This window comes from Gordonia sp. QH-12 (genome assembly GCF_001578675.1).
Classification (GTDB): Bacteria; Actinomycetota; Actinomycetes; order Mycobacteriales; family Mycobacteriaceae; genus Gordonia; species Gordonia sihwensis.
Genome location: NZ_KQ969290.1, coordinates 98,422 through 121,398 on the forward strand (window position 1 = coordinate 98,422; position 22,977 = coordinate 121,398).

General features: G+C 68.9%; 26 protein-coding genes. 12 read left to right on the forward strand and 14 right to left on the reverse strand.

Annotated features, from left to right (window positions below; genetic code table 11):
- The first annotated feature begins 45 nt into the window (after positions 1–45).
- The 4 genes from Y710_RS09890 to Y710_RS09905 all read left to right on the forward strand — a co-directional run bounded on the left by Y710_RS09890 (position 46) and on the right by Y710_RS09905 (position 2,805).
- Positions 46–777: an SDR family oxidoreductase gene (locus tag Y710_RS09890; protein ID WP_006894441.1), complete on the forward strand. Its 732-nt coding sequence runs from the start codon at positions 46–48 to the stop codon at positions 775–777.
- Positions 774–1,646: an NAD(P)-dependent oxidoreductase gene (locus tag Y710_RS09895; RefSeq protein WP_062367399.1), complete on the forward strand. Its 873-nt coding sequence runs from the start codon at positions 774–776 to the stop codon at positions 1,644–1,646. Before Y710_RS09890 ends, Y710_RS09895 begins: the two co-directional genes overlap by 4 nt.
- 72 nt (positions 1,647–1,718) lie before the next feature.
- Complete coding sequence (locus Y710_RS09900) at positions 1,719–2,081, forward strand: carboxymuconolactone decarboxylase family protein (protein WP_062367423.1); 363 nt, start codon at positions 1,719–1,721, stop codon at positions 2,079–2,081.
- Positions 2,082–2,130: 49 nt separating this feature from the next.
- Positions 2,131–2,805, forward strand: a complete 675-nt coding sequence (locus tag Y710_RS09905) for a PaaI family thioesterase (RefSeq protein ID WP_062367400.1) — start codon at positions 2,131–2,133, stop codon at positions 2,803–2,805.
- A gap of 8 nt (positions 2,806–2,813) precedes the next feature.
- Here the strand turns inward: Y710_RS09905 and Y710_RS09910 are convergent, their stop codons facing one another.
- Entirely contained in the window at positions 2,814–4,517 is a 1,704-nt protein-coding gene (locus Y710_RS09910; RefSeq protein ID WP_231875721.1) for a SulP family inorganic anion transporter, read from the reverse strand.
- Positions 4,518–4,524: 7 nt separating this feature from the next.
- The gene (locus tag Y710_RS09915; protein ID WP_062367401.1) at positions 4,525–5,835 is read right to left on the reverse strand and encodes an ion channel protein; all 1,311 of its coding nucleotides are present in this window, start codon (positions 5,833–5,835) and stop codon (positions 4,525–4,527) included.
- A 193-nt stretch (positions 5,836–6,028) separates the two neighbouring features.
- On the opposite strand from Y710_RS09915, the gene Y710_RS09920 reads away from it, so the two are divergent.
- On the forward strand, positions 6,029–6,937 hold the full coding sequence (locus Y710_RS09920; protein ID WP_062367426.1) for an amidohydrolase family protein: 909 nt from the start codon (positions 6,029–6,031) through the stop codon (positions 6,935–6,937).
- 43 nt (positions 6,938–6,980) lie between these two features.
- Positions 6,981–8,015 carry a TIGR03617 family F420-dependent LLM class oxidoreductase gene (locus Y710_RS09925; RefSeq protein WP_156479440.1) on the forward strand — a complete coding sequence of 345 codons (1,035 nt, stop codon included), beginning with the start codon at positions 6,981–6,983 and terminating at the stop codon, positions 8,013–8,015.
- Here Y710_RS09925 and Y710_RS09930 read toward each other — a convergent pair.
- Positions 7,960–8,925 carry an NADPH:quinone oxidoreductase family protein gene (locus Y710_RS09930; RefSeq protein WP_197462931.1) on the reverse strand — a complete coding sequence of 322 codons (966 nt, stop codon included), beginning with the start codon at positions 8,923–8,925 and terminating at the stop codon, positions 7,960–7,962. The genes Y710_RS09925 and Y710_RS09930 overlap by 56 nt on opposite strands.
- A gap of 44 nt (positions 8,926–8,969) precedes the next feature.
- On the opposite strand from Y710_RS09930, the gene Y710_RS09935 reads away from it, so the two are divergent.
- Positions 8,970–9,629, forward strand: coding sequence for a class I SAM-dependent methyltransferase (locus Y710_RS09935; protein ID WP_006894432.1), 660 nt, complete (start codon positions 8,970–8,972; stop codon positions 9,627–9,629).
- A 2-nt stretch (positions 9,630–9,631) separates the two neighbouring features.
- Here the strand turns inward: Y710_RS09935 and Y710_RS09940 are convergent, their stop codons facing one another.
- From Y710_RS09940 to Y710_RS09960, 5 genes are read right to left on the reverse strand one after another with little or no spacing between them, the layout of a single operon-like run.
- On the reverse strand, positions 9,632–10,483 hold the full coding sequence (locus tag Y710_RS09940; RefSeq protein WP_006894431.1) for an LLM class F420-dependent oxidoreductase: 852 nt from the start codon (positions 10,481–10,483) through the stop codon (positions 9,632–9,634).
- Positions 10,484–10,538: 55 nt separating this feature from the next.
- Positions 10,539–11,594 carry a hypothetical protein gene (locus Y710_RS09945; RefSeq protein WP_006894430.1) on the reverse strand — a complete coding sequence of 352 codons (1,056 nt, stop codon included), beginning with the start codon at positions 11,592–11,594 and terminating at the stop codon, positions 10,539–10,541.
- Between the two features lie 2 nt (positions 11,595–11,596).
- Positions 11,597–12,328 carry a class I SAM-dependent methyltransferase gene (locus Y710_RS09950; RefSeq protein WP_062367403.1) on the reverse strand — a complete coding sequence of 244 codons (732 nt, stop codon included), beginning with the start codon at positions 12,326–12,328 and terminating at the stop codon, positions 11,597–11,599.
- A gap of 3 nt (positions 12,329–12,331) precedes the next feature.
- On the reverse strand, positions 12,332–13,570 hold the full coding sequence (locus Y710_RS09955; protein ID WP_062367404.1) for a glycosyltransferase family 4 protein: 1,239 nt from the start codon (positions 13,568–13,570) through the stop codon (positions 12,332–12,334).
- Positions 13,570–15,252, reverse strand: a complete 1,683-nt coding sequence (locus Y710_RS09960) for an FAD-dependent oxidoreductase (protein ID WP_062367427.1) — start codon at positions 15,250–15,252, stop codon at positions 13,570–13,572. Before Y710_RS09960 ends, Y710_RS09955 begins: the two co-directional genes overlap by 1 nt.
- A gap of 130 nt (positions 15,253–15,382) precedes the next feature.
- Here Y710_RS09960 and Y710_RS09965 point away from each other — a divergent pair, with 130 nt between their 5' ends.
- On the forward strand, positions 15,383–16,204 hold the full coding sequence (locus tag Y710_RS09965; RefSeq protein WP_062367405.1) for an acyl-[acyl-carrier-protein] thioesterase: 822 nt from the start codon (positions 15,383–15,385) through the stop codon (positions 16,202–16,204).
- 12 nt (positions 16,205–16,216) lie between these two features.
- On the opposite strand, the gene Y710_RS09970 is transcribed toward Y710_RS09965, so the two are convergent.
- From Y710_RS09970 to Y710_RS09980, 3 genes are all read right to left on the reverse strand, one after another.
- A complete protein-coding gene (locus Y710_RS09970) occupies positions 16,217–16,762 on the reverse strand; it encodes a DUF3558 domain-containing protein (RefSeq protein WP_006894425.1) in 546 nt (181 codons plus the stop codon).
- A complete protein-coding gene (locus tag Y710_RS09975) occupies positions 16,759–17,634 on the reverse strand; it encodes a DUF3558 family protein (RefSeq protein WP_006894424.1) in 876 nt (291 codons plus the stop codon). Before Y710_RS09975 ends, Y710_RS09970 begins: the two co-directional genes overlap by 4 nt.
- Before the next feature lie 162 nt (positions 17,635–17,796).
- Positions 17,797–18,186, reverse strand: coding sequence for an SHOCT domain-containing protein (locus tag Y710_RS09980; protein WP_006894423.1), 390 nt, complete (start codon positions 18,184–18,186; stop codon positions 17,797–17,799).
- Between the two features lie 270 nt (positions 18,187–18,456).
- Between Y710_RS09980 and Y710_RS09985 the strand changes: the two genes are divergently transcribed.
- Complete coding sequence (locus Y710_RS09985; protein WP_045536613.1) at positions 18,457–18,909, forward strand: flavodoxin domain-containing protein; 453 nt, start codon at positions 18,457–18,459, stop codon at positions 18,907–18,909.
- A gap of 32 nt (positions 18,910–18,941) precedes the next feature.
- Here the strand turns inward: Y710_RS09985 and Y710_RS09990 are convergent, their stop codons facing one another.
- Both Y710_RS09990 and Y710_RS09995 read right to left on the reverse strand, forming a co-directional pair.
- On the reverse strand, positions 18,942–19,802 hold the full coding sequence (locus Y710_RS09990) for a DMT family transporter (protein WP_039866598.1): 861 nt from the start codon (positions 19,800–19,802) through the stop codon (positions 18,942–18,944).
- 55 nt (positions 19,803–19,857) lie between these two features.
- A complete protein-coding gene (locus Y710_RS09995; protein ID WP_062367406.1) occupies positions 19,858–20,397 on the reverse strand; it encodes an OsmC family protein in 540 nt (179 codons plus the stop codon).
- Positions 20,398–20,524: 127 nt separating this feature from the next.
- Between Y710_RS09995 and Y710_RS10000 the strand changes: the two genes are divergently transcribed.
- The 3 genes from Y710_RS10000 to Y710_RS10010 are packed head-to-tail and all read left to right on the forward strand — an operon-like array spanning position 20,525 to position 21,811.
- Positions 20,525–20,794, forward strand: a complete 270-nt coding sequence (locus Y710_RS10000; RefSeq protein WP_231875722.1) for a hypothetical protein — start codon at positions 20,525–20,527, stop codon at positions 20,792–20,794.
- Positions 20,791–21,276 carry a SixA phosphatase family protein gene (locus Y710_RS10005; RefSeq protein WP_062367408.1) on the forward strand — a complete coding sequence of 162 codons (486 nt, stop codon included), beginning with the start codon at positions 20,791–20,793 and terminating at the stop codon, positions 21,274–21,276. The genes Y710_RS10000 and Y710_RS10005 overlap by 4 nt, the downstream gene beginning before the upstream one ends.
- A gap of 31 nt (positions 21,277–21,307) precedes the next feature.
- Complete coding sequence (locus tag Y710_RS10010) at positions 21,308–21,811, forward strand: nucleoside deaminase (RefSeq protein ID WP_062367409.1); 504 nt, start codon at positions 21,308–21,310, stop codon at positions 21,809–21,811.
- Positions 21,812–21,848: 37 nt separating this feature from the next.
- Here Y710_RS10010 and Y710_RS10015 read toward each other — a convergent pair whose 3' ends face one another.
- Entirely contained in the window at positions 21,849–22,952 is a 1,104-nt protein-coding gene (locus tag Y710_RS10015) for a DNA polymerase IV (protein WP_062367410.1), read from the reverse strand.
- Positions 22,953–22,977 lie beyond the last annotated feature (25 nt).

The following is a 22,977-nucleotide window of genomic DNA, read 5'->3' on the forward strand; positions in this document are numbered from 1 at the left end:
AACCTCCACCCCCGCCCACACCCCACAACACCCCGAAGGAACAACATGACCAGATTCGCCGACAAAACCGCCATCGTCACCGGCGCCGCCGGAGGCATCGGAGAGGCCTACGCCCGGGCACTCGCCGACGAGGGCGCGTACGTGGTGATCGCCGATGTCAACGACGACGCCGGACGGTCGGTGGCCGACGCGATCGGAGGCATGTACGTGCACACCGACGTCTCCGACCCCGACTCCGCGGCATCGCTCGCGACGGCCGTCGTTGACGAACGCGGGAAGATCGACGCGCTCGTCAACAACGCCGCGATCTACGGCGGCATGAAGCTCGACTTCCTGACCACCGTGCCGTGGGACTACTACAAGAAGTTCATGAGCGTGAACCTCGACGGTGCGCTCAACGTGACCCGCGCCTGCTACCCGCATATGCGGCACGGCGGGGCGATCGTGAACCAGTCGTCGACGGCGGCCTGGCTGTACAGCGGCTTCTACGGTCTGGCCAAGGTGGGCGTCAACGGCCTCACCCAGCAGCTCGCCGTCGAACTCGGCGGTCAGCGCATCCGCATCAACGCGATCGCCCCCGGCCCCATCGACACCGAGGCCACCCGCTCCACCACTCCCGCCGCGATGGTCGACGACATGGTCGCCAAGCTCCCGCTGGGGCGGATGGGCACGCCGCAGGATCTGGTCGGCATGTGTCTGTTCCTGCTGTCCGACGAGGCGTCCTGGATCACCGGACAGATCTTCAACGTCGACGGCGGACAGGTCATCCGCTCATGAGCGAGGCACTGCGGCTGGGCTGTGTCGGGCTCGGCAACATCGGCGGTCCGATGGCTGCGCGCCTGGCCGGATCCGCTCCGACCACCGTCTTCGACCTCTCTCCGGATGCCGTCGCCACCCTGGTCGATGCGGGCGCGGTCACCGCGGACGGTCTGCCCGAACTCGCGTCCGCCAGCGATCTGGTCAGCATCTGCGTTCGCGACGACGCCCAGGTCCGCGAGGTGATCGGGCAACTGCGGCCGCACCTGGCGCCGGGCTCGCTCATCGCGATCCACTCCACCATCGCCCCCGAGACGGCGGCCGAGCAGGCCGCCGCGTGCGCGGCGGACGGGATCGTCGTGCTCGACGCTCCGATCTCCGGCGGCGCCCCCGGGGCTGCGGAGGGCCGGCTGGCGATCATGATCGGCGGCGATCGCGCCGGCTACGAGCGGGCCAGAGCCGCACTCGCGCCGGCGGGCGATCTCATCGTCCATGCCGGCCCGGCGGCCGGCGACGGAACGCGGATGAAGCTGGCCCGCAACCTGCTGCACTTCGTCTCCTTCGCCGCCACGGCCGAGGCGTCCCGACTCGCCGAGGCCGCCGGAATCGACATCGCACAACTCGGGCGAGTGGTCCGGCACACCGATGCGATCACCGGCGGTGCGGGCGCGATCATGCTTCGTGACACCACCGGGCCGATCGCTCCCGACGACTTCTGGTTCGGTGTCTTCACGCACGTCCGCGATCTCGGCGAGAAGGACCTGACCCTGGCACTGACCCTGGCCGACCGGCTCGGCGTCGACCTCCCGCTGGGCCGCCGCGCCCTCACCGATCTGGCCGCCGGACTCGGTGTGCCCCATTCCGCCCACGACGCACGCCGCGACGGCTGATCCGGCGCGCAGCGAAATGAACCGAACCGAAGGAGCATTGTGAACCCGACCCCGCAAGACGATCTGCCCCCGATGACCGAGCGACGCCGCAAGGGCCTGGCGACGATGTCGGAGGTGTACGGCTGGGAGATGTCCGACGGTCCGGGCGACTTCTTCGCGCACACCGCCGATCAGGTCTTCGGCGAGGTGTGGAGCCGCGAGGGCCTCACCCACCGCGACCGCAGGCTGGTCCTCCTCGGCGCGCTGGCCGCCAACGGTCAGGTGGACGTCGCCGAGATCCAGGCGGCGGCGGCGCTCGGCAACGGCGAACTCACGCCGGAGGAGCTGAACGAGATCGGACTGTTCCTCTGCTACTACGTCGGCTGGCCGCTGGGCACCAAGATGACGATGATGTTCGGCGAGGTCGCCGGCAAGCACCGGAAGTCCGAGCACTGAGCCCGAACCCGCGCCCGTCGAGACCGCGCACGACCATAGGCTGACCGGCATGGACTTTCGATTGGTAGACCTCAGCGCCGACGAGATCGCTGCGCAGCTCGCCGTGGTGGAACCGCTGACCGAGTCGGTCCGCGCGCTGATCGACGCGGTGATCCGCACCGAGGTGCCCGACGACGATCTGGACGACGCGCGCCGGCGGATCGACGCGGTCACCGCCTCACTGCGCGCAGCGCAGAGGCCGGGCAGCTACGGAGTGCCGTTCACCCGCGACTTCACCGGCATGCCGTGGGGCAACGCGGCCGTGGGTGTGCGCAACGCCATCGCTCCCCCGCTGCGGGTCGACCACCACGACGACGGGACGGCCACCGCTCGGGTACGGCTCGGCGCCGCGTACGAGGGCCCGGCCGGCCTGGTCCACGGCGGGATCTCGGCCATGCTGCTCGATCAGATGCTCGGCGAAGCGGCCAGCGTCGGCAACGGAACCCCCTGCTTCACCGGCACGCTCACCGTGAAGTACCTGCGCCCGACACCTCTCGGCGACGTCGATCTGCGCGCCCGCACCACCGGATCGGAGGGACGGAAGGTCTTCGTGCGGGCCGAACTCTGCGACGCGGACGGTCCGACGGTGACGGCGGAGGGAATCATGGTCTCACCGAGGAATCTCCCGTCCCGGGATCAGATCGCGAAGTTGCGTGCAGCGACCGCCGCAGATCACGACGCCTGACGACGAGGTCAGGACGTACCTGCGTCCGGACCGTTCCCGTCGGTCTCCACGAGCCAGCGCTGGGCATCGGCGTAGGCGGTGTCGAGACCACCGAAGACATGCCGGGACGCGGGCACGACATTCTCCTCGCCCAGCGCTCGGACCAGGCCCGCTCGCGTCACCGCGTCGATCATCGCGGAACTGACGCCTGCGAGCATGAGACGCCCGCCCGACTTCCGCAATGCCTCGGCCTTCGCGCGCAGCAGCTTCTGCAGTGTCGCCGACGGCACGTCGGGCAGGACGCGTACGTTCAGAATCACCACGAACCGGCCCGGTGCGGAGGGCGGCGCCGGCCACGTCTCTGAGATGCGGGGCACTTCTGCGAACAGCGCGACGCCGGCGTAGTACAGCACGGTGATTCCGTTGGCGGGCAGCGTCTTCGGCGGTTCTTCCAGACACCAGCCCTCGTCGTCTCGGACCAGCGCCAGCAGCCGGGCGCTGCGTGCCGCCTGGACGCAGTAGAGCACCAGCGAGATTCCGGCACCGACGAGGATCGCGTACTGCAGGGGGATCTGGGTCGTCGCGAGGAAGGTCGCCACCATCGCGACGGCGCTCAGCGGCGCCGTGCGCAGAACCAGAGTGACGTCGGCCCATCGACCCTGAATCAACTCGAACCCGATGACGAACAGCAGTCCCCCGATGACAGGCATCGGGATGATCTGCGCGGCGGCGCCGGCGATCAGCACGAGAACCACCAGCCACGCACCGGCGAAGACGCCCGCCCAGCGGCTCGTCGCGCCCGCGGAGACCGCGACACCTGTGCGGGACAGGGAGCCGCCGGTCGGCAGCGATCCGAAGAAGCCGCCGACGATGTTGGCCGCACCCTGCGCCGAGAAGTCCCCGGACGCACTCGCCTTCGATCCGTCCGGGTTCGGCACCGCCGCCGAGATGCCCGCTGCCTGAGCGAGACCGACGAGGGCGATGGCGAACGCTCCGAGAACGAGGTTCGGGAATGCACTCAGATCCGGAAACGTGAACGGCGGCAGACTGTTCGGCACCTTCGCGATATCACCGACGGTCTCCGTGTCGGCGCCGGTCACCGCGGCCACCGCGGTGACCGCGACGAGTGCGATCAGCGTGGCGTACGACTTGACCGGTCTGACGAACTGCAGAACTCCCCACACCGCGACGGTGCCGAGCGCCACCGCCACCGACGCCCCCGACCATTGGGGCACGTGTCCGAGCACCTCGACGAACTTCACGACGGTGTTGTGCCGTTCCGGGTCGTAGCCGGTGACGTCGCCGAGCACCCCCGCCACGATCTGTACGGCGATGCCGACCGTGAATCCGGTCATCACGGCGCTCGAGACGAAGTCCATGATCGCGCCGACGCGCAGCAGACCCATCACCAGCATCACGGCACCGACCGCCACCGTCAGCATCGCGATGTTCCCGACGTCGTGCGGGTCGAGGCCGGCCGAGGACAGCACGCTCTGCGACGACAGTGCGATAGCACTGGTCAGCGTGGTGACCATCAACGCGGTCCGGGCGAACATCGACCCCACGAGTGTCGAGAGCATCCCCGAATACAGACCGCTGACCGGATTGAATCCACCGATCGACGCGTACGCCATCCCCTCCGGGATGGAGAACAACGCGGTCACCAGACCGGATACGGCATCCGCTGGTCTCGGCCGCGAGATCTTTCGGATCCGGCGCATGATCGCTGACACGGCCACCTCAGACGTTCCTCTCCGCATTCTGCGAACCTCGTCGGATCTCGACCGGCCGAGCACTCAATTCCGGTGCGTTAGCCACCACCAGCCACGCCGCGAGCGTGGAGAAGAGCAGTGGAACCATGAGATCCATCTGCGGCACGATCGCCAACCCGAGGAACAGACTCAGCCAGCCGTTGCGCGCAGCGGCCACCGAGATCCCGACCACCGACGCGCTCACGCACAGGGTCAGCGGTATCGAGGTCCAGAGTGTGTGAACGCCGAATCCGAAGGCCGCTCCGATGAACACCGCGGGGAAGATCCGGCCGCCCCGGAAACCTGACGCCCCGGCGACCAGCAGCGCGCACAGCTTCACCGCCGCGAACACGAAGAATCCCATGGCGGTGGTGGTCGCCACCTCGCCCGGCAGCTCGTTCATCTGCTCGAGGCCTTTGAACAGGGTGATGGTGCCGCCGAGCGCACCGAGGCCGCCGAGGACCGCCCCGGCCACGGTCAGCTGCACCACGGGACCGGGCAACCGGGTGTTCAGCAGTCGGTGCAGGGGGTCGAAGAGCGCGGCACCGACCACGCCGACGGTTGCCGCGGCCGCCGCGACACCGATGGCGAGGAGCACGTGGACCACACCGCCGATCGTCTCGTCCGGCAGACCCATCGACAGCCCGAGATCGGTGAAGTGCAGCATCACGAACGAACCGGTCGCCGCGGCGACGAGCGGCACGTACAGCCGGTGCCACAGCGGGACGCGGGGATCGCCGCTGTTGAGTTCGGACAGCATCAGCGCCGCGGCGACCGGTGTCCCGAACATCGCGCCGATCGTGGCCGAGGTCGACAGCCCCATCCACTCCTTCTGCCCCAGCTTCGGCACGAGCCGGACACCCAGCCCGACGATGATCGCGGCGTTGATCGCCATGATCGGGTTCTCCGGCCCCAGGCTCACCCCGCCGGACAGGGTCAGAACGGTGGCGAGCACGAGGCCGGGGAGCACGCGTATTTCGAGAGGAGTGGAGACGAGTCCCTCCGTCGCCGGATCGGGGCCGGCATGGCCCGGCAGGTACCGGATCACGAGTCCGGCGAGCAGACCGACAGCGGTGAGCGTCCCGAAGATGAACCAGCCGTTGTCGCCGGACACGCCGAGCGCGGCACTGAGATCGTCCCAGACCAGTTTCTGAACCAGTTCCGCGAGCGCCGAGACGCCCCACAGCCCGAGCGCGCACAACGCGCCGACCGCGATCCCGACAGGGGTCAGCGCGATCATCTGCGCGACCGGCGGCCGGACCGTCGGCGTTGCAGCGGCGCAGGACCCGGTTTCGTCCATCGCAGTCCTTTCGTCGCCCGTCGCGCGACCCACGCGTCCGGCATGGTCGGTAACCCAATGGTCGGTCACTGCAATGGTCGGTCACTGTGGGCCGGCGGATCCGGAGGCGTCACCCGCGGCGAATGACCCACCCGGCTCGATCGTTCCCACCGGTCCGCCGGCCACCGATCGGCCGTTCGGTAGCGTCGAGGCCATGTGTGACGATCATCGCATGGAGCCCTTCTCCGCCGAGGAGTCCGAAGCCGTTCAGCGCATCTGGCGAGAGCTGGGCATTCCGGGTCTCATCGACGTGCACACCCATTTCATGCCGCGCCGGGTGATGGACAAGGTCTGGGCGTACTTCGACTCCGCCGGCCCGATGCTCGGCAGGCAGTGGCCGATCGCCTACCGGGCCGACGAGGACCGCCGCGTCGAGACGCTGCGCGCGTTCGGTGTGCGCGCGTACTCGTCGATGATCTATCCCCACAAACCCGATATGGCCCGATGGCTCAACAGTTGGGCGGCGGAGTTCGCGTCGGCGCACCCGGACTGCCTGCAGACGGCGACCTTCTACCCGGAGGAGGGGGCCGCGGCGTACGTCTCCGAGGCGATCGACGCCGGAGCGAGGATCTTCAAGTCGCACATCCAGGTCGGCGCGTACTCGCCGATCGATCCGCTGCTCGACGGCGTGTGGGAACGGATCGACGACGCGCAGATCCCCGTGGTGATCCACTGCGGTTCGGGTCCGGCACCGGGCGAGTTCACCGGCCCGGAACCGATCGACGAACTGCTGCGGCGGTTCCCGAGCCTGCCGCTCATCGTCGCGCACATGGGCACCCCCGAGTACGAGCCCTTCCTCGCACTCGCCGAACGGTACGAGAACGTCCGGCTCGACACGACGATGTCGTTCACCGCGTTCTCGGAGGAGTCGGCGCCGTACCCCCGCGAGCTCTTCGGCCGGCTCCGGGACGTCGGCGAGAAGATCCTCTTCGGCAGCGATTTCCCCAACATTCCGTACAGCTACACCGAGGCGCTCGCCGCCTGCGCCCGGCTCGACCTCGGCGACCGCTGGCTGCGCGGCGTGTTCCACGACAACGCCGCCGCGCTCTTCGGAATCGGCTGACACCGTGTATGTCGACACGACGATCGTCTGTCGATTGGAGCAGATGGGCGCGGCATCGGCCGCCGCCGAATCGGCCGGATACAACGGAGTGTGGACCTTCGAAGGCGCCCACGATCCGTTCCTGCCGCTGCTGCTCGCCGCGGAACGCACCGAGCGGGTACGGCTCGGGACCTCGGTGGCGATCGCGTTCGCCCGAAACCCGATGCTGCTGGCGACCACCGCATGGGACCTGCAGGCCTATTCACGCGGGCGGTTCGTGCTCGGCCTCGGCACTCAGATCAAGCCGCACATCACCCGGCGATACGGGATGCCGTGGAGCCGCCCCGCCGACCGGATCCGCGACATGGTCACTGCGATCCGCGCGATCTGGGACAGCTGGGAGACGGGCGGCCGCCTCGACCACCGCGGCGAGTTCTACCAGCACACGCTGATGCCGCCGCTGTTCCGGCCCGACGCGCGAGAGGTGGAGGGCTTCGGTCCGCCGCCGATCTGGCTTGCGGGCGTGGGGCCGAGGATGACGGCGGTCGCGGGCGAGACGGCCGACGGATTCCTCTCGCATCCGCTGTGCCCGCCCGCGTTCCTGCGTGAGACCACCCTGCCCGCGTTGGCCGCAGGCGCGGCGTCGGCGCGGCGCCGGGTCCCGGAGGTCCACCACTCGGCGATGGTGATCACCGGGCGCGACGCAGCCGACCGCGCGGCGGCGCGCGAAGCCGTGCGGACGCAGGTCGCGTTCTACGGCTCCACGCCCGCCTACCATCCGGTGCTCGAAGCCGTCGGCCGCGCCGAGCTCGGCCCCAGGCTGCACGAGCTCTCACGCGCAGGCGACTGGACGGCGATGGCTCAGATGGTCGACGACGCGCTGGTCGACGCCGTCGCGGTCACCGTCGACGACATCGGCTCGGGCGCTGCCGAGTTGGTGGATCGGTACGGACCGTGGGTGGACCGGCTGGGCTTCAACACGCCCTACCGCGCCGATCCGGCACTGCTCGCGGACCTCGCCGCCGCGGTCCGGGAGGCCGCGGTCACGAGATCCGCACCACCGCCTTGCCCCGCACGCGACCCTCGGCCAGATCGGTGAGCGCCCGCGGCAGTTCGGCGAGTTCGTAGACGTGGTTCACCGGCGGTCGCATCCCCTCCCCGACCAACCGGACGATGTCCTCGTGCAGCAGCCCGGGCACCTCGGGGTGCGTCCGGATGTATTCGCCCCAGGCCGCGCCGACGACGGAGATGTTCCGGAAGAGCACGCGGTTGAGCTTCACCGTCGGGATGCCGCCGGCGGCGAAGCCGATCACCACGAAACGGCCGTCGGGCGCGACGGTGCGGAGCGCCTCGTCGAAGACCTCACCGCCGACGGGATCGATCAGCACGTCCACGCCTCCCCCGGTGCGCTCGAGGACCCGGTCCTTCCACCCCTCGGTCAGTGCGATGACCTCGTCGGCGCCCAGCGCCCGGAGCATCTCCTCGTTGCCGGTCCGGTGCACCACCGCGACGACCCGGGCGCCGAGTGCCTTGGCGACGATGATCGAGGCCACACCGATGCCGCCCGCGGAACCGAGCACCCCGACGGTCTCGCCGGTCCGCAGATTCGCCCGCATCTTCAAGGCGAACAGCGCGGTCTGGAAGTTGATGCCGAGCGCGGCGCCCTCGTCGAAGCTCAGTTCGTCGGGCAGGGGGAACAACTGCTGTTCGGCCACGGCGATCTGCTCACCGAATCCGCCGAGCATCGATGCGACGACCACGCGGTCGCCGACCGCGAACCGACCGCCCTCCGGAGCCGCGGCGACGACGCCGGCAACCTCGGTGCCTGGAACGAAGGGCAGCGGCGGCCGCAGCTGATACTCGCCGCGGCTCATCAGCAGGTCGGGGAAGCACACTCCGCACGACCGCACATCCACCAGGTACTGACCCGCTTGCGGCTCGGGAGCCGGAATCTCTTGCAGTTCCAGGCCTTCCGGGCCCACTTCATTGACGATCACCTGTGCTTTCATGACTTCCACGGTAACCGTCGGACACCTGTCTATACGATTGAACGATGGCATTGACCTCCCCCACCAACGGACTGTCCGACGAGCGTCTGCGCGTAGCCGACGAAGCGCCCGGCTTCATGCCGCTCGATGAGGCCCTCGCACTGCACGAGGCGGCGACGTCGTATCTCTCGCAGCCCGACTCGGTCGGCATCGGCGTCGAGATCGGCACCTACTGCGGAAAATCGACGGTGTTCCTCGGCGCCGCCGCCGAAGCACACGGCGCCCTGGTGGTCACCGTCGACCACCACCGCGGTTCGGAGGAGCATCAGCCGGGCTGGGAGTACCACGACACCGAACTCGTCGACAGTCACAGCGGACTGCTCGACACGGCCGCCCGCTTCCGGCGGACGATGTACGACGCCGGGCTGGAATCGACTGTGCTCGGGTTGCTCGCGCCCTCGACCGCCGCCGCGCGGGTCTGGGGACGCGAGGTGGATTTCGTGTTCATCGACGGCGGCCATTCGATGGAAGCCGCGCAGAACGACTACGACGGGTGGTCCGGGTGGGTCCGCGCCGGCGGCGCACTCCTCATCCACGACGTCTTCCCCGACCCGAACGACGGCGGGCGGCCGCCGTACGAGATCTACCGTCAGGCCCTCGACTCCGGCCGGTTCACCGAGCAGTCCGCGCACGGTTCACTGCGCGTCCTGCGGCGGATCCGCTGAGCCTACGCGGCGACTCCGAGTCCGAGCTTGCCCGCCAGCTTCTCCAGATACGAGCGCGCGGTGTCGGCGTTCTCGTCCGGCAGCCCGTAGAGGACGCGGGTGACTCCGATCCGGTCCCACCGCGCCAGACGCTCGGCGTCCGGCCGCATGTCGAGCGCGACGATCTGCGGTGCGCCGTCGCGTCCCGCGTCGGCCCAGATCGTCTTGAGCAGGGCCACCGACTCGTCGATGTCGGTCTCGCCCGGTGTCGTGATCCAACCGTCCGCATTGCGCGCGATCCACGTGAAGTTCTTCTCGGTGCCCGCCGCGCCCACCGACACGCCGATGGTCCGGGACGGTTTCGGCCACGCCCAACTGGGACCGAAATCGACGAACTCGCCGTGGTACTCGGCCTCGTCCTGCGTCCACAGGGCGCGCATCGCCTCGAGGTATTCGCGCAGCATCGTGCGCCGGCGGCCCGCCGGGACGTGGTGGTCCGACAACTCGTCCAGGTTCCAGCCGAAGCCCACGCCGAGGCGCACGCGTCCGCCCGACAGGTGATCGAGGGTCGCGATCGTCTTCGCGAGGGTCAGCGGGTCCGACTGCACGGGCAGCGCCACCGCCGTCGACAGTTCGATGCGCGAGGTGACCGCCGCCGCGGCCGCCAACGACGTCCATGGGTCCAGCGTCCGGGTGTACCTCTCGTCGGGGAGACTCGCGTCGCCGGTCCGCGGGTGGGCCGCCTCGCGCCTGGTCGGGATGTGACTGTGCTCGGGCACGTAGTACGCGGCGAAGCCCGCCTGCTCGATCAGCGGCGCCAACTCGTGCGGTCGCAGACCGCGGTCGCTGGTGAACTGCACGATTCCGTAATCCACTTGGCCCTCCGAACTCAGACGCCCTCACTGGACGCTAGACTGGACACTAGTCCAATCATCGCCCTTGCGCTACCGGTTCATCGGCTGCGAGACGGTCGTCGTCGAGTTCGGCGAAGATGCCGCCGGCGGGTGTCGCACGGCTGATCGCGTCCGCCGCGAGGATCACCGCGGCCGACGTCCAGCAACTGCGCTCCACCGGCCAGCGCTTACCGTCCGCGAAGACCAGCCCGGTCCAGTACGAACCGTCGGGATCACGCAGGTGCTGAATCGACTCCACCATCGCCGCCGCGCGATCCACGTCGCCGAGCGCCTCCAGCGCCAGCGCGAGCTCGCTGGTCTCGGCGCCGGTGACCCACGGGCGATGGTCCACGCACCGCGCTCCCAGTCCGGGAACCACGAACCTCTCCCACTCCGCATCGATCTGCGCGCGGCCGGCATCGCCGCGCAGGGGCCCGCCGAGAACCGGGTAATACCAGTCCATCGAATGCTCGCCGGCCGGGACGAAGACCTCGTCGGGCCGGGTGAACGCCACCGCGAGGTCACCGCGCGCACGCTCCCACGTGCCGGCGTCGGCTCCCACCTCGCCCGCGATGCGGATACCGCAGCACAGCGCCGAGTAGATGCTCGAATTACCGGTCCGGAGGGCGTCGTCGAACATGGCTCCGGTCCGGTAGTCGGCCGCCCATCGGAACGCCCCGTCGCCGCGCTGGAACATCAACACCCGGTCCAGAGCGGCACGCACCGTGGGCCACATGCTCCACAGGAAGGCCTCGTCACCGGTGATCAGATAGTGATGCCACACTCCGACCGCGATGTAGGCGCAGAAGTTGCTGTCGACGCCGGGGTCGACGACCCGCCCGGCCCGCAGCTCCATCGGCCAGGAACCGTCGTCGCGCTGGGTGTGCGCCGACCATTCGTACGCCGCACGAGCAGCGTCGAGGTAGCCGCTCGCCGACAAGGCCATCGCCGACTCGACGTGATCCCACGGGTCGGTCTTGCCGCCCGGGAACCACGGAAGCGCACCGTCGGGCTCCTGCATTCCGACGATCGCGGCTCCGGTCGCGCGCACTTGCGCGGGCGTCAGGACGCCGGACACGGAGGGGACGGCCATCGTTACGCGGATTCGGCTAGTCCGGCCGGCTTGCGCAAGTAGATCGCCACCGACTTCCCGACGAGCGGATTCAAGAGTTGCTCGCCCGCACGGGTGACCCACGGCTTACTCATCATGTCCCACACCAGCATCTTGTGATAGCCGCGGACCAGCGGGTTGCGGTCGTTGTCGACGCCGACCGCGCACTTGAGCCACCAATACGGCGCGTGCAGGGCATGCGCGTGTCCCGAGCCGGTGATCTCCAGGCCCGCCGCAGCGAGCTTGTCGGCGAGCTCCGACTCGCGGTAGATACGGACGTGGCCGCCCTCCACCTCGTGGTACTCGTCCGAGAGCGCCCAGCACACCTTCTCCGGCCAGTAGCGGGGAACGGTGACCGCGGCCGACCCGCCGGGTTTGAGGATGCGGACCATTTCGGCGATGGCCGCCTCGTCGTCGGGGATGTGCTCCAGGATCTCCGACATCAGCACGACGTCGAAGGACTCGTCGTCGTAGGGCAGCGCGAGCGCGTCGCCGACCTCGGTGCGCGCGACACCCGATTCGGGAACCTCCCCCGCCGCGGCCAGCGCGCCGAACATCTCCGCGACGTCGGCCATGTCCTTCTCGTTCCGGTCGAAGGCGATGACCTCCGCACCGCGGCGCAGCATCTCATACGAGTGACGGCCCTGACCGGCGCCGATGTCGATGGCCTTGACTCCCGGTCCGACGGCGAGACGGTCGAAATCCACAGTGAGCACGTGTCAGTTCCCTTCGCCCGCGGCGGCGTCGACGGCCGCCCGATATCGATCCGCTGTCGCTTTGGCGACTGCCGACCAGCTGTACCTCGAGGTGGCACGGGCGCGACCGCCCGCGCCCGTGCGCGCCGCCAGTTCCGGATCCTCGAGCAGCCGGAGCAGCGCCTGCGCGAGAGCGCCGGCATCGCCGGGAGGAACCAGGAGGGCGGCCGACTCGTCCTCGCCGACCACCTCCGGGATCGCGCCCGCACGAGTCGCCACCAGCGGTGTGCCACAACTCATGGCCTCCACCGCGGGCAACGAGAAGCCCTCGTACAGCGAGGGCACACAGGCGATCTCCGCGCTCGCCAACAGGTCGGCCAGCTCGGCGTCGTCGAGTCCGGAGACCACCGACACCCGCTCGCCGATGGACAGTTCGTCGATCAGCCGCGCCGAGGGGCCATCCGGATCCAGCTTCGACACCAGCGTGAGGTGCACGTCCCGTTCGACGGCCACCTTGGCGACCGCCTCCAGCAGGTACGAGACCCCCTTGAGCGGTGCGTCGGCGCTCGCGACGCACACGATCCGCCCGGGGACCCGCTCGCCGCGGGGCGCGTACAGATCGACGTCGACGCCCAGCGGGATGGTCGCCAGTGCGCCCGGCTCCACGTGAAACGCATCGCGGATGTCCTGTTCGCTGCTGTTCGAGACGGTCAGCAGCGACGGAATCCGCCGCGCCACGCGGCCCTGCATCGCCAGGAACGAATGCCACCGCCACGCGCTGATCTTCTTCAGTCCCACGGCGGCCTTCACCGCCAGCGAACGGTCGCGGGTGATCGGGTGATGGATCGTCGCCACCAGCGGGAAACCCTGACGCTTGATATCGAGCAGCCCGTAGCCCAGGCATTGGTTGTCGTGCACCACGTCGAAGTCGGCTCGCCGGCCGCGCAGCAGCCGCGCCATCCGCAGACTGAACGTCAGCGGTTCACCGAACGCCGCGGTCCACATGGCCGCCACCTCGAGCACGTCGATCCAGTCGCGATACTCGCCGAGCCGCGGAGTCCGGAACGGTTCGGGTTCGCCGTACAGGTCCAGGCTCGGCACCTTGGTGAGCCGGACGCCGGCGTCGAGCTCGGGATACGGCTGACCGGAGAAGACCTCCACGTCGTGGCCGAGTGCGACCAGTTCCCGCGAGAGATGGCGGACGTACACGCCTTGGCCCCCGCAGTGCGGTTTGCTGCGGTACGACAGCAGCGCGATCCGCACTAGAAGGCCTGTCCGACGGGATCGGCCTGACCGGCCACGCCGGTCATCTCCTCCACGGAGACGAACTTGACCCGTCGGCGGCCGGACTCCGACCCGGCCTCGCGTTCGGCCGCGTCGATGCGTTTCCAGCCCGCCAGATCCACGCGATGTGCGCCGCGAGAGGCCACCAGGTCGGCGACGTCGGAGTTGTCGACCGCGGGATCCGTCAGCGCGCCGGCGGCGAAGTCGGCCAGGATCGCCGCCGCGGCCTCCTCGCCGCACAGCCGGTTCCGGCCGATGCCCCCGGTGGGTCCGCGCTTGACCCAGCCGGCGACGAAGACGCCCGGAATCGGATCCCCGGCCGACCCGTCGAGGACGCGGCTGCCGGCGTTCGGGACCACCGACCGGCCCTCGTCGAAGGGCAGGCCCTTGATCGGCCGGCTCCGGTATCCGATCGACCGGACGATCAGCCCGGCGTCGAGCTCGGAGATCTCGTCGGTGCGCTCGATCCCGCCGTCGCCGATGTAGCGGTTGCGCACCAGCTTCACCGAGGCGGCCGCACCGTCACCGGTGATCTCCACCGGAGAGGTCAGGAAGCGGAATACGATCCGTCGATTCCCCTCGGTCCGCGGCATCGCGGCGAACTCCCGGGCCAGGCGGATCTTGGTCGCGATCACCGAGTCCAGCGAGTCGTCGGCCAGCGCGGCCGCCGTCTCTTCGGACAGCGTCAACTCCGATTCGTCGATCACCACGTCGACGCCTTCGAGGTCGGCCAGCGACACGAACTCCCCGTTGGTGAAGGCGCCGTGCTCGATACCGCGCCGTCCCACGACCACCACTTCGCGCACCTTGGACGCGCGGAGGACGTCGAGTGCGTGGTCGGCGATGTCCGTCCGTGCGAGCTCGTCGGGATCGGTGACCAGGATGCGCGCCACGTCGAGCGCCACGTTTCCGTTGCCGATCACCACCGCGCGCTCGGCACTGAGGTCGAACTCCCGCTGTGCGTGGTCGGGGTGGCCGTTGTACCAGGCCACGAAGTCGGTCGCGGCGATCGAGCCCGCCAGATCCTCACCGGGGATGTCGAGGCGGCGGTCGTGTGCGGCGCCGACGGCGTAGAGGACGGCACCGTAGCGTTCGCGCAGTTCGTCGTGGGTGATGTGCTCGCCCACCTCCACGCCCAGGTGGTAGGTGAAGTTCCGCTTCCGCTCCACCGCGGCGAAGGTCTCCTCGACCCCCTTCGTCTGCGCGTGGTCGGGGGCGACTCCGGCCCGGACCAGCCCGTACGGGGTGGGCAGACGGTCGAACATGTCGACGCGCACCTGGGCCTTCTTGACCAACTCCTGGGCGGCGTAGAAGGCGGCGGGCCCGGCTCCGACGATGGCGACACGGAGTTCGGTGTCGGGCAGCTGCGGCGGCTTGGGATGCCGCACGAGTCCGCCTTCGACGTCGTGGTCCTTGTAGTAGTCGGCGTTGATCTGGAGGAAGGGCTCTTCCCTCTCGGGGAGCTGATCGTCCGGATAGATCGCGCTCACCGGACACTCGTCGATGCAGGCGCCGCAGTCGATGCACGTCTCCGGGTCGATGTAGAGCATCTCGGCGGTGAGGAAGTCCGGTTCGTCCGGTGTCGGATGAATGCAATTGACCGGGCAGACGGCAACGCAAGATCCGTCGTTACAGCAGGATCGCGTGATTACGTGCGTCATCTGGGACATCCCTTCGAGCTCAAGGGTGAACGTGTTCTAGTTTCTCCGAGAGTACCGTATTCGAGGTCACACCCCGCCATGCCCGAAGCGTATCCCCGTCTCCGGACGAAGCAGAGGAGTCCCCACCCGAATGACCGCACCGCAGGCCTACCGGCCCCTGGAGGACCGCAAGCCGGGAGCCGACTTCTACTCGGCCGGATACCGCGTCCGGACCGGCGACATCGACCAGGACATGAGAGTTCGGCTCGACGGGATCGCTCGATATCTGCAGGACGTCGCGAACGACAACATCGCCGTCCTTCCGTTCGCCGACACCGACCCCTTCTGGATCATCCGCCGGACCGTGATCGACGTCCTCGAACCGATCACCTGGCCGTCGGAGCTGAGGATGGAACGGTGGTGCGGCGCACTGTCGACGCGGTGGACCAACATGCGCGTCCGGATCACCGCCGACGGCGGCACCAACCGGTTCAATCCCGAGCCTCGGCCCAACGGCCTCGTGGAGACCGAGGCCTTCTGGATCAACATGACCGCGTCGGGAACGCCCGCACGCATCAGCGATCTCGCGATGGAGACGCTCACCGCGATGACGGACGAGCACCGGTTGCGCTGGAGGGCGATGAATCCCGCCACCCCGCCGGCGGCCGAAGCACTGGAACTGCCCGACCGGGAACACGTCCTGCGGATCACCGACTTCGACCCGTTCAAGCACCTCAACAACGCCGCCTATTTCGAAGCGGTCGAGGACGAGCTGGTCCATCACGCCGACCTGATCGACGGACCGCACCGGGCGATCATCGAGTACCTGCGTCCGATCACCCCCGGCACGCGCGTCACCATCCGCAGGCAGCGGCTCGACGGCACCCTGCTGATCTGGTTCGTCATCCCGGACGACGCCGGCGAACCGCAGGTGGCGGCGTCGGTCTCGGTGGCGTCGATTCCCGCGCCGTGAATCCCGCGCGGACTAGTTGGCGCCGGTCAGGATCAACTCCATCAGTTTGACCGGCGCGGCACAGGCGTCACCGGCCTGCTGCCCCTCCGGTTCCACCCACCACGTGAAGATCCCGCCCGCGGGCGACTTCGCGGTCACTCCGCAGACAGCCGGCCTCGCGGGGTCGCGCTGGGTGAAGGCCGCTTGACTCTGCACCGAGATGTTCTCGGTGGTGAAGCCGAGATGCTGCGCGGTCTCCTTCTCCAGGTTGTAATCGCCCCACTCGAACCAGTTGAAGGTCACGTCGATCTGCTGCGGCAGCACCGACCAACGGCAGTTCGCTCCGAAGAAGTTCGATTCGGCGGTGGTTCCGCCCACCGCCTTCGCGATCGTCGCCGCGGGCAGTACCTCGCACTCGGCGAGCAGTTTGTCGAAACGGCTGGTGTCGACGTGGCCGGTGTCGGAACCGACCGCTCCTCCCTCGCGGACGGGCTGTCCGTCCACCGTGCACGCCGCCGACGCCGCGACCGCTGCCAGGCCCAGCACCGCCGCGGTCGCCCGCCTCCGGATCGACGTCATGCCGCCCCCTTCACGACCTTCTCGGTGATGCTCTTCGCGGCGCCGCACAGCTGGTCCTCGGCGATGGTGGGACCGGCGCCCGGACTGATCGGCGACGCCAGCGAGATCTCGATGAAATCGGCGTCCCACGCGACGCCGATCTCGCAGATTCCCGCGGTATGGGCGAGGAAGCCGGGATTGCCGTCGATCTCGTAGTCCTGCGTCGTGTCGCGGCTGAGCTGTTCGGTCCCTCGCTCGCGTCCGATCGGCGAGCCGCGGTACCAGTTGAACGAGACCGAACCGTTGCGCTGCGCGTCGGCGCGCCATTCACACGTCGAGGGATTGTCGATCGCCAGCCGCAGACCCGCCATGCCCGACATCCGGACCACGTCGTCGGTCGTCAGCCCACCGCATCGCGCGAACTGCGGACCCGTTCCCGCCTTCGGCGTCTCGGAGACATCCGCCGAGTCGGAACCGCCGCCCGAGCACCCGGCGAGCAGCAGCGCCGCGAGCGCGGCGAGCGTCACCAGCATGATCTCCGAGCGGAAACGGTCGAGTTGCCTGCGTTCGCGCTTCGTCGGCCGTCCCGAACCCCGATCGCGCCGCGGGAGGCTGGCAAGAACCTCCCGCGGCGGCGGAGGCGGACTGTGGTCGATGTAGCACTCGGCCGCGGCCGGTGCGGAGACCCGTTTGCTGATCAGCCGCGTCACCTCGACGATCCGCTCGCGACCGTTCAGCCGCACGGTGACCCGGTCGCCGATCGACACCGGCGCCGCGGGTTTGGCGGTCGCACCGTTGAGCTGGACGTGTCCGGCGCGGCACGCGGCACCCGCGGCCGACCGCGTCTTGGTGAGCCGGATCGCCCAGATCCAGCTGTCGATGCGCGTCGCCATCACGCCCCTTCCCGTGGCAGTCCGATCGTCCCCCACAGTAATCGGCCCCGCGGACTCCGCCCGGAAGACGCAGTGCCCGAGAGACGCGGGCAGTGCCCCGAGAGACGCAGATGCCCGGAACCTGACGAGCAGGTCCCGGGCATCGGGTCGAATGCGATCAGCTCAGGACGCGAGGGCCTTGGCCTTGAGGGCCTCGTACTCGGCCTCGGTGATGGTGCCCGCATCGAGCAGCGACTTCGCGGTCGCGATGTCGGCGGCCGGCGAGCTCTTGCCCGCCGCGTGCCGGATGTACTCCTGGTTCGCCTTCTCCGCGGCCAGCGCCGCTGCCTGACTGCGTTCGGTCATGCCGCGCCCGCGCGCGATCAGGTAGACGAACGCTGTGAGATACGGAAGAACGATGAGGAAGATGATCCAGACGACCTTCCATCCGGCGGCCAGCTTGTGGTCGCGGAACAGGTCGGTCAGGACCATGAAGAGCACCATCAGGTATGCGATGAAGGCGAAGACCAGCACCGTGTACCAGATCACGTTCCAGAACGAACTCCAGTCCATGGGGACCTACTTTCTTAGACGGGCGTCAATCGTATCCACGCTCGGCACCTCATGGGCAACAGCATCACCCGTAAAGGACTATGGTCCCGGCAGCCACTCGAGCCTCATCGCAGCGTCGATCACGGGCCCCTCGGTCGTCACGACAGTGGGGCAACGGGTCCGCCCCGGCCTCATGAGGGAACAAAGTCCCTGGTAGGGGATTCGACTGAGCGATTAGGTTACGCTACCGTAATCGTCGTCGCAGACCGCAATACCCAGGAGTAAGCAACTATGTCAGCTGTCATCCTCTACGGCACCGAGACCGGCACCGGCGAGCTCGTGGCCGACGCCATCGCAGACGTATTGGCAGCAGACCACGATCCGTCGGTGTACGACATGGCGGAGTTCGCGGTCGAGGATCTCGACGCGAACGACTTCCTGGTGGTCGTCTGTTCCACCTACGGCGAGGGCGAACTGCCCTCCAGCGCGCTCCCGTTCGCGGACGAACTGGACGAGGAGAAGCCGGACCTCGCCGGGCTGCGTTTCGCGGTGTTCGGCATGGGCGACACCGTCTACGGCGACACCTACAACAAGGGCGGCGAGATCATGGCTGCCAAGCTCACCGAGCTGGGCGCGGTCCAGGTCGGCGAGCATTTCCGCCACGACGCGTCCTCGGCGGTGAAGCCGGCCAAGGCCGCCGAGGAATGGGCGCAGTCGCTCCCGGCGCTCATCGAGCAGGACTGAGCCGGCACACACCCCGACTCAGTGCGTGGACGTCACGGTCCGACGTTCACCCGCTCTTCACGCGTCTCACTCCGCTGTCCGCCTCGGACCGCCGCGTCCTGGGCGAGCTTGACCACCGCCGTCGCCGCGACCAGCGCCACGACGCAGAGGAACACGGCCGTCGGCGCGCTGACGTAGATGTTCTCGCCGAGCAGTGCGACGCCGAGGATCATGGCGACGGTCGGTTCCATCACGTTCATCGCGGGGAACGAGGTCTGCAGATCGCCGGCACCGAAACCCCGCTGCTGCGCGACGATCGCCAGCACGATGACCGCGATGAGCAGGTACAGCTCGGCATGCGGGAGCACGGACAGCGGGTCGTCCACGATGCGCAGGGCGACAGCCTTGATGAGCAGTGCGGACACGCCGAACAACGCTCCGGACGCCAGACCGTAGCTCAGCGCTCGGAAATGCGCGCTCCGGCACCGTTCGGCATTGACCACGATTCCGATGATCCCCAGCACCAATGCCCCGACCGTGATGCCCATGACCACCACGTTCGGTCGCCGATCGGTCGATACCGGGCGCGCGAGCACCAGGAACAGGACCACGCACACCACGAGCGTCAGACCCCACAGCCATTCGGCGCGCTCGAACCGGCGTCTGTCTATCCAGGCCTCCATGGGCAGCGCGAACAGGACCGCCAGCACCACCAGTGGCTGGACCACGAGTATCGATCCGAGGCCGAGCGCGGCGGCCTGGAGACCGAAGCCGGCCAGTGCGATCACGGCTCCGAGCCACCAGCCGGCGGTGATGGCGCCACTGGCGGCCGACGCCCGCTGCCGAAGCACGGTTCCGCCGGCGATCAGCACTGCTGCGGTGATCGCGAGCAGTATCGGTGCCCAGGTATGCATCACTGACAGATTAGTGCCCGCGACACCGCCCGAGTCGGCTACCGGCCGGTGGGACTCAGCGTGCGATGCGGAGTTCGGTGGTGACCGGCGTGGCGTTCACCGTCAGGTCCTGCACCGGGCAGTGGCGTTCGACGATCTCCTGGAGCCGCTGGTAGTCCCCGTCCGACGCAGGTCCGGAGATGTCGGCGATCACGCGCACCGCGGTGAATCCCGGTCGCACGTCGGCGTCGAGTCCGAAGAACCCGCGGACGTCCAGATCACCTTCGGCCGACAGAGTGAGATCGTCGAACTCCACCCCGAGCCGTTCGGCCCAGAAGCGGTAGGTCACCACCTGGCACGACAGCAGTGCGGCCAGGTAGTACTCGACCGGGTTGGGCGCGCTGTCGGTTCCGCCGAGGGTCGGCGGCTCGTCGACCCGGACGCTGAACGAGCGCAGGGAGACCTCGCTCGACACTCCGGCCGTCGCCACCGCGGATGCGCCGAAGACCACCTGGGCATTGCTCGCCCTGGCGGCGACGGCATCGGCCGTGGCGGCGGCGATGGAGTTGAGCGGGGTCCGCGAATCCGGGATGTCGATGAGCTGTGTTGTCGTCATGGATGGAACCGTACGAAGATCCCGAGGCGCCGCACAGGGTTGCGGCCACAGCGGGTTTAAGCCTCGTCCGGCCCCGCCGCGGCCGCGCCTGCCCGGTTCTGTCACCCCCTGGATCTACCGTGTGGGCATGAGCTATCGCAGAGAACTCGAGCGGATGACGACACTGTCGTCGCAGGACATCGACGATGCCTGCGGGGGCTCGCGCATCCCGGCGTTGATCAACCACTGCGTCGACGAACTGCTGGAACTGACCGAGCTCGCCGACGAGGCGCTCACCGAGGAACGCATCGAGGAGCACGTCCTCTACGTGCAGGAGGTCTCGGCGTGGCGAGAGACCGCTCAACTGCTTCGGCGCATGGCGGCCGACCGCACCGTGCGCAGTACCGGTGCCGCATGACCGACCGCACCCTCATTCTGATGCGGCACGGCAAGTCCGCCTATCCGGACGGTGTCTACGATCACGATCGCCCGCTGAATGAGCGCGGGATGCGGCAGGCGCAGCTCGCCGGACGATGGATGACCGAGGACCGCCTCGCCGTCGATCAGGTGCTCTGTTCCACCTCGCTCAGGACGAGGATGACCCTCGAACAGACCGGCGTCGCCGCGCCGGTGGAGTTCATCGATGATCTGTACGGCGGGACGCCGTCGGAGGTGTTCGAGGCGGTTCGGATCCACACCCCGCCCGCAGCGTCCACCGTGCTGGTGGTGGGGCACTTCCCCGGCATGCCGGAGACCGCCCTGAGCCTCGATCCGGCCGGCGAGATCGACCGGTTTCCGACCTCCGCCTACGCGGTGCTGCGCATCGGTGTGCCCTGGGATCGCCTCGGGCTCGACGTGGACGCCGACGCCCGGCTCCTCGCGTTCCGGGTACCCCGCTGACCGCGGGGTTCTCCACGGTAACGTCGGCCGCATGACCCACACGATCACCGCACCGACCGACGTGGACCTGGTGCACCTGCGTCGATGCATCACTCTCGCCCGCGAAGCGCTCGACTCGGGCGACGAACCGTTCGGCTCGCTGATCGTCGATGCCGAGGGCATGGTCCGGTTCGCCGACCGCAACCGGGTCGGTGCCGGCGACCGCACGCGGCACCCGGAGTTCGCGATCGCCCGGTGGGCGGCGAAGAATCTGACCGAGGAACAACGAGCCGCGGCCACCGTCTATACCTCCGGCGAACACTGTCCGATGTGTTCGGCGGCGCACGCGTGGGTCGGGCTGGGGCGGATCGTCTACGCGGTCGGCGCCCGCCGGCTCAGCGCCTGGCGCACCGAGTGGGGTCTGCCCGAGGGCCCGGTCGCGGCCCTGCCGATCAACGAGGTCGCACCGGACGTCCCCGTCTCCGGTCCGGCCCCCGAACTGGCCGACGAGATCCGCGAGTTGCACGCTCGTTCGGCCGGAGTGAACCTCACCTGACCCGCGCCGGAATCCGGCGGCCGCACTGCCGCCGGATTCACTCCGGGTCGAGCAGTTCCAGCCGCACCGCGAGCAGTCTGATCGGCCGGTCGATCTCGAAGGCGTCGAGCAGATCGTCCGCGACAGCCGCGATCGCATCGAGAGACGTCGTCGGAGCCGGCAGCTTACGCATCTTGGTTCTGGTGAAGAATGTGGCCGTCCGTACGGTGAGGCCGACACGGAACGGGGTGCGCCCCTCCGCGACCACCTGTTCGAGCACCTCCTCGGTGAGGGCCCGCACCGCCTCGTGCAGTCGGCCGGGATCGGTGAGGTCGGTGTCGTAGGTCCGCGCCTTCGAATGCGACTTGGCGATCCGCGGCTCGTCGGAGATCGCGTCATCGCCTCCGCCCCGGCACAGCACGTACAGCCAGTCGCCCTGGTGCGGGCCGAACATCGCCGTCAAGTCGTCTCGATCGGCGGCGGCGAGCTGCGCCACAGTGTCGATTCCCGCGGCCGACAGCTTGGCCGCGGTCCGCGATCCCACACTCCACAGTTCGCGGCAGGGACGGTGGTTCATCAGCGAGGCCCAGTTGCCGTCGTCGAGCACGAAGACCCGCTGTTCCTCGCCGGCCTCCGGACTCCGGACGGCCTGCTTCGCGAATCCGGTCGCCGCCTTGGCACGCTGTTTGTTGTCGGAGACGCCCACGCAGCAGTCCAACCCGGTCGCCGCCACCACCGCTCGTCTGATGCTCCGCGCCGTCTCGATGACGTCGGCGGCACTCAGCAGACGCGGGCCCGCGCGGTCTTCGATTCCCAGATAGGCCTCATCCCAGCCCCACACCTCGAGTGCATCGCCGAATCCCCGGAGGACGTCCATCACGCGCTCGGATGCGGCTTCGTACTCCCCCATGTCGAGCGGGAGGAATACCGCGTCGGGCGCCTTCTTGCTCGCGGCGCGCATCGGCATACCTGCCCGTACTCCGTCCGCGCGCGCCTCGTACGAGGCGCAGGTCACCACCTGCCGGGCACGCGTCGGATCGCCGTCCCCGCCGACGATCACCGCCTGTCCGACCAACTCCGGTCGCCGCTGCCGCTCCACGGAGACCTGGAACTGGTCGAGGTCGACGTGGAGCAGCCATCGGTAGCGGGTCGGGACACCCATGCGTCAACTGTATGGGAACACCGGC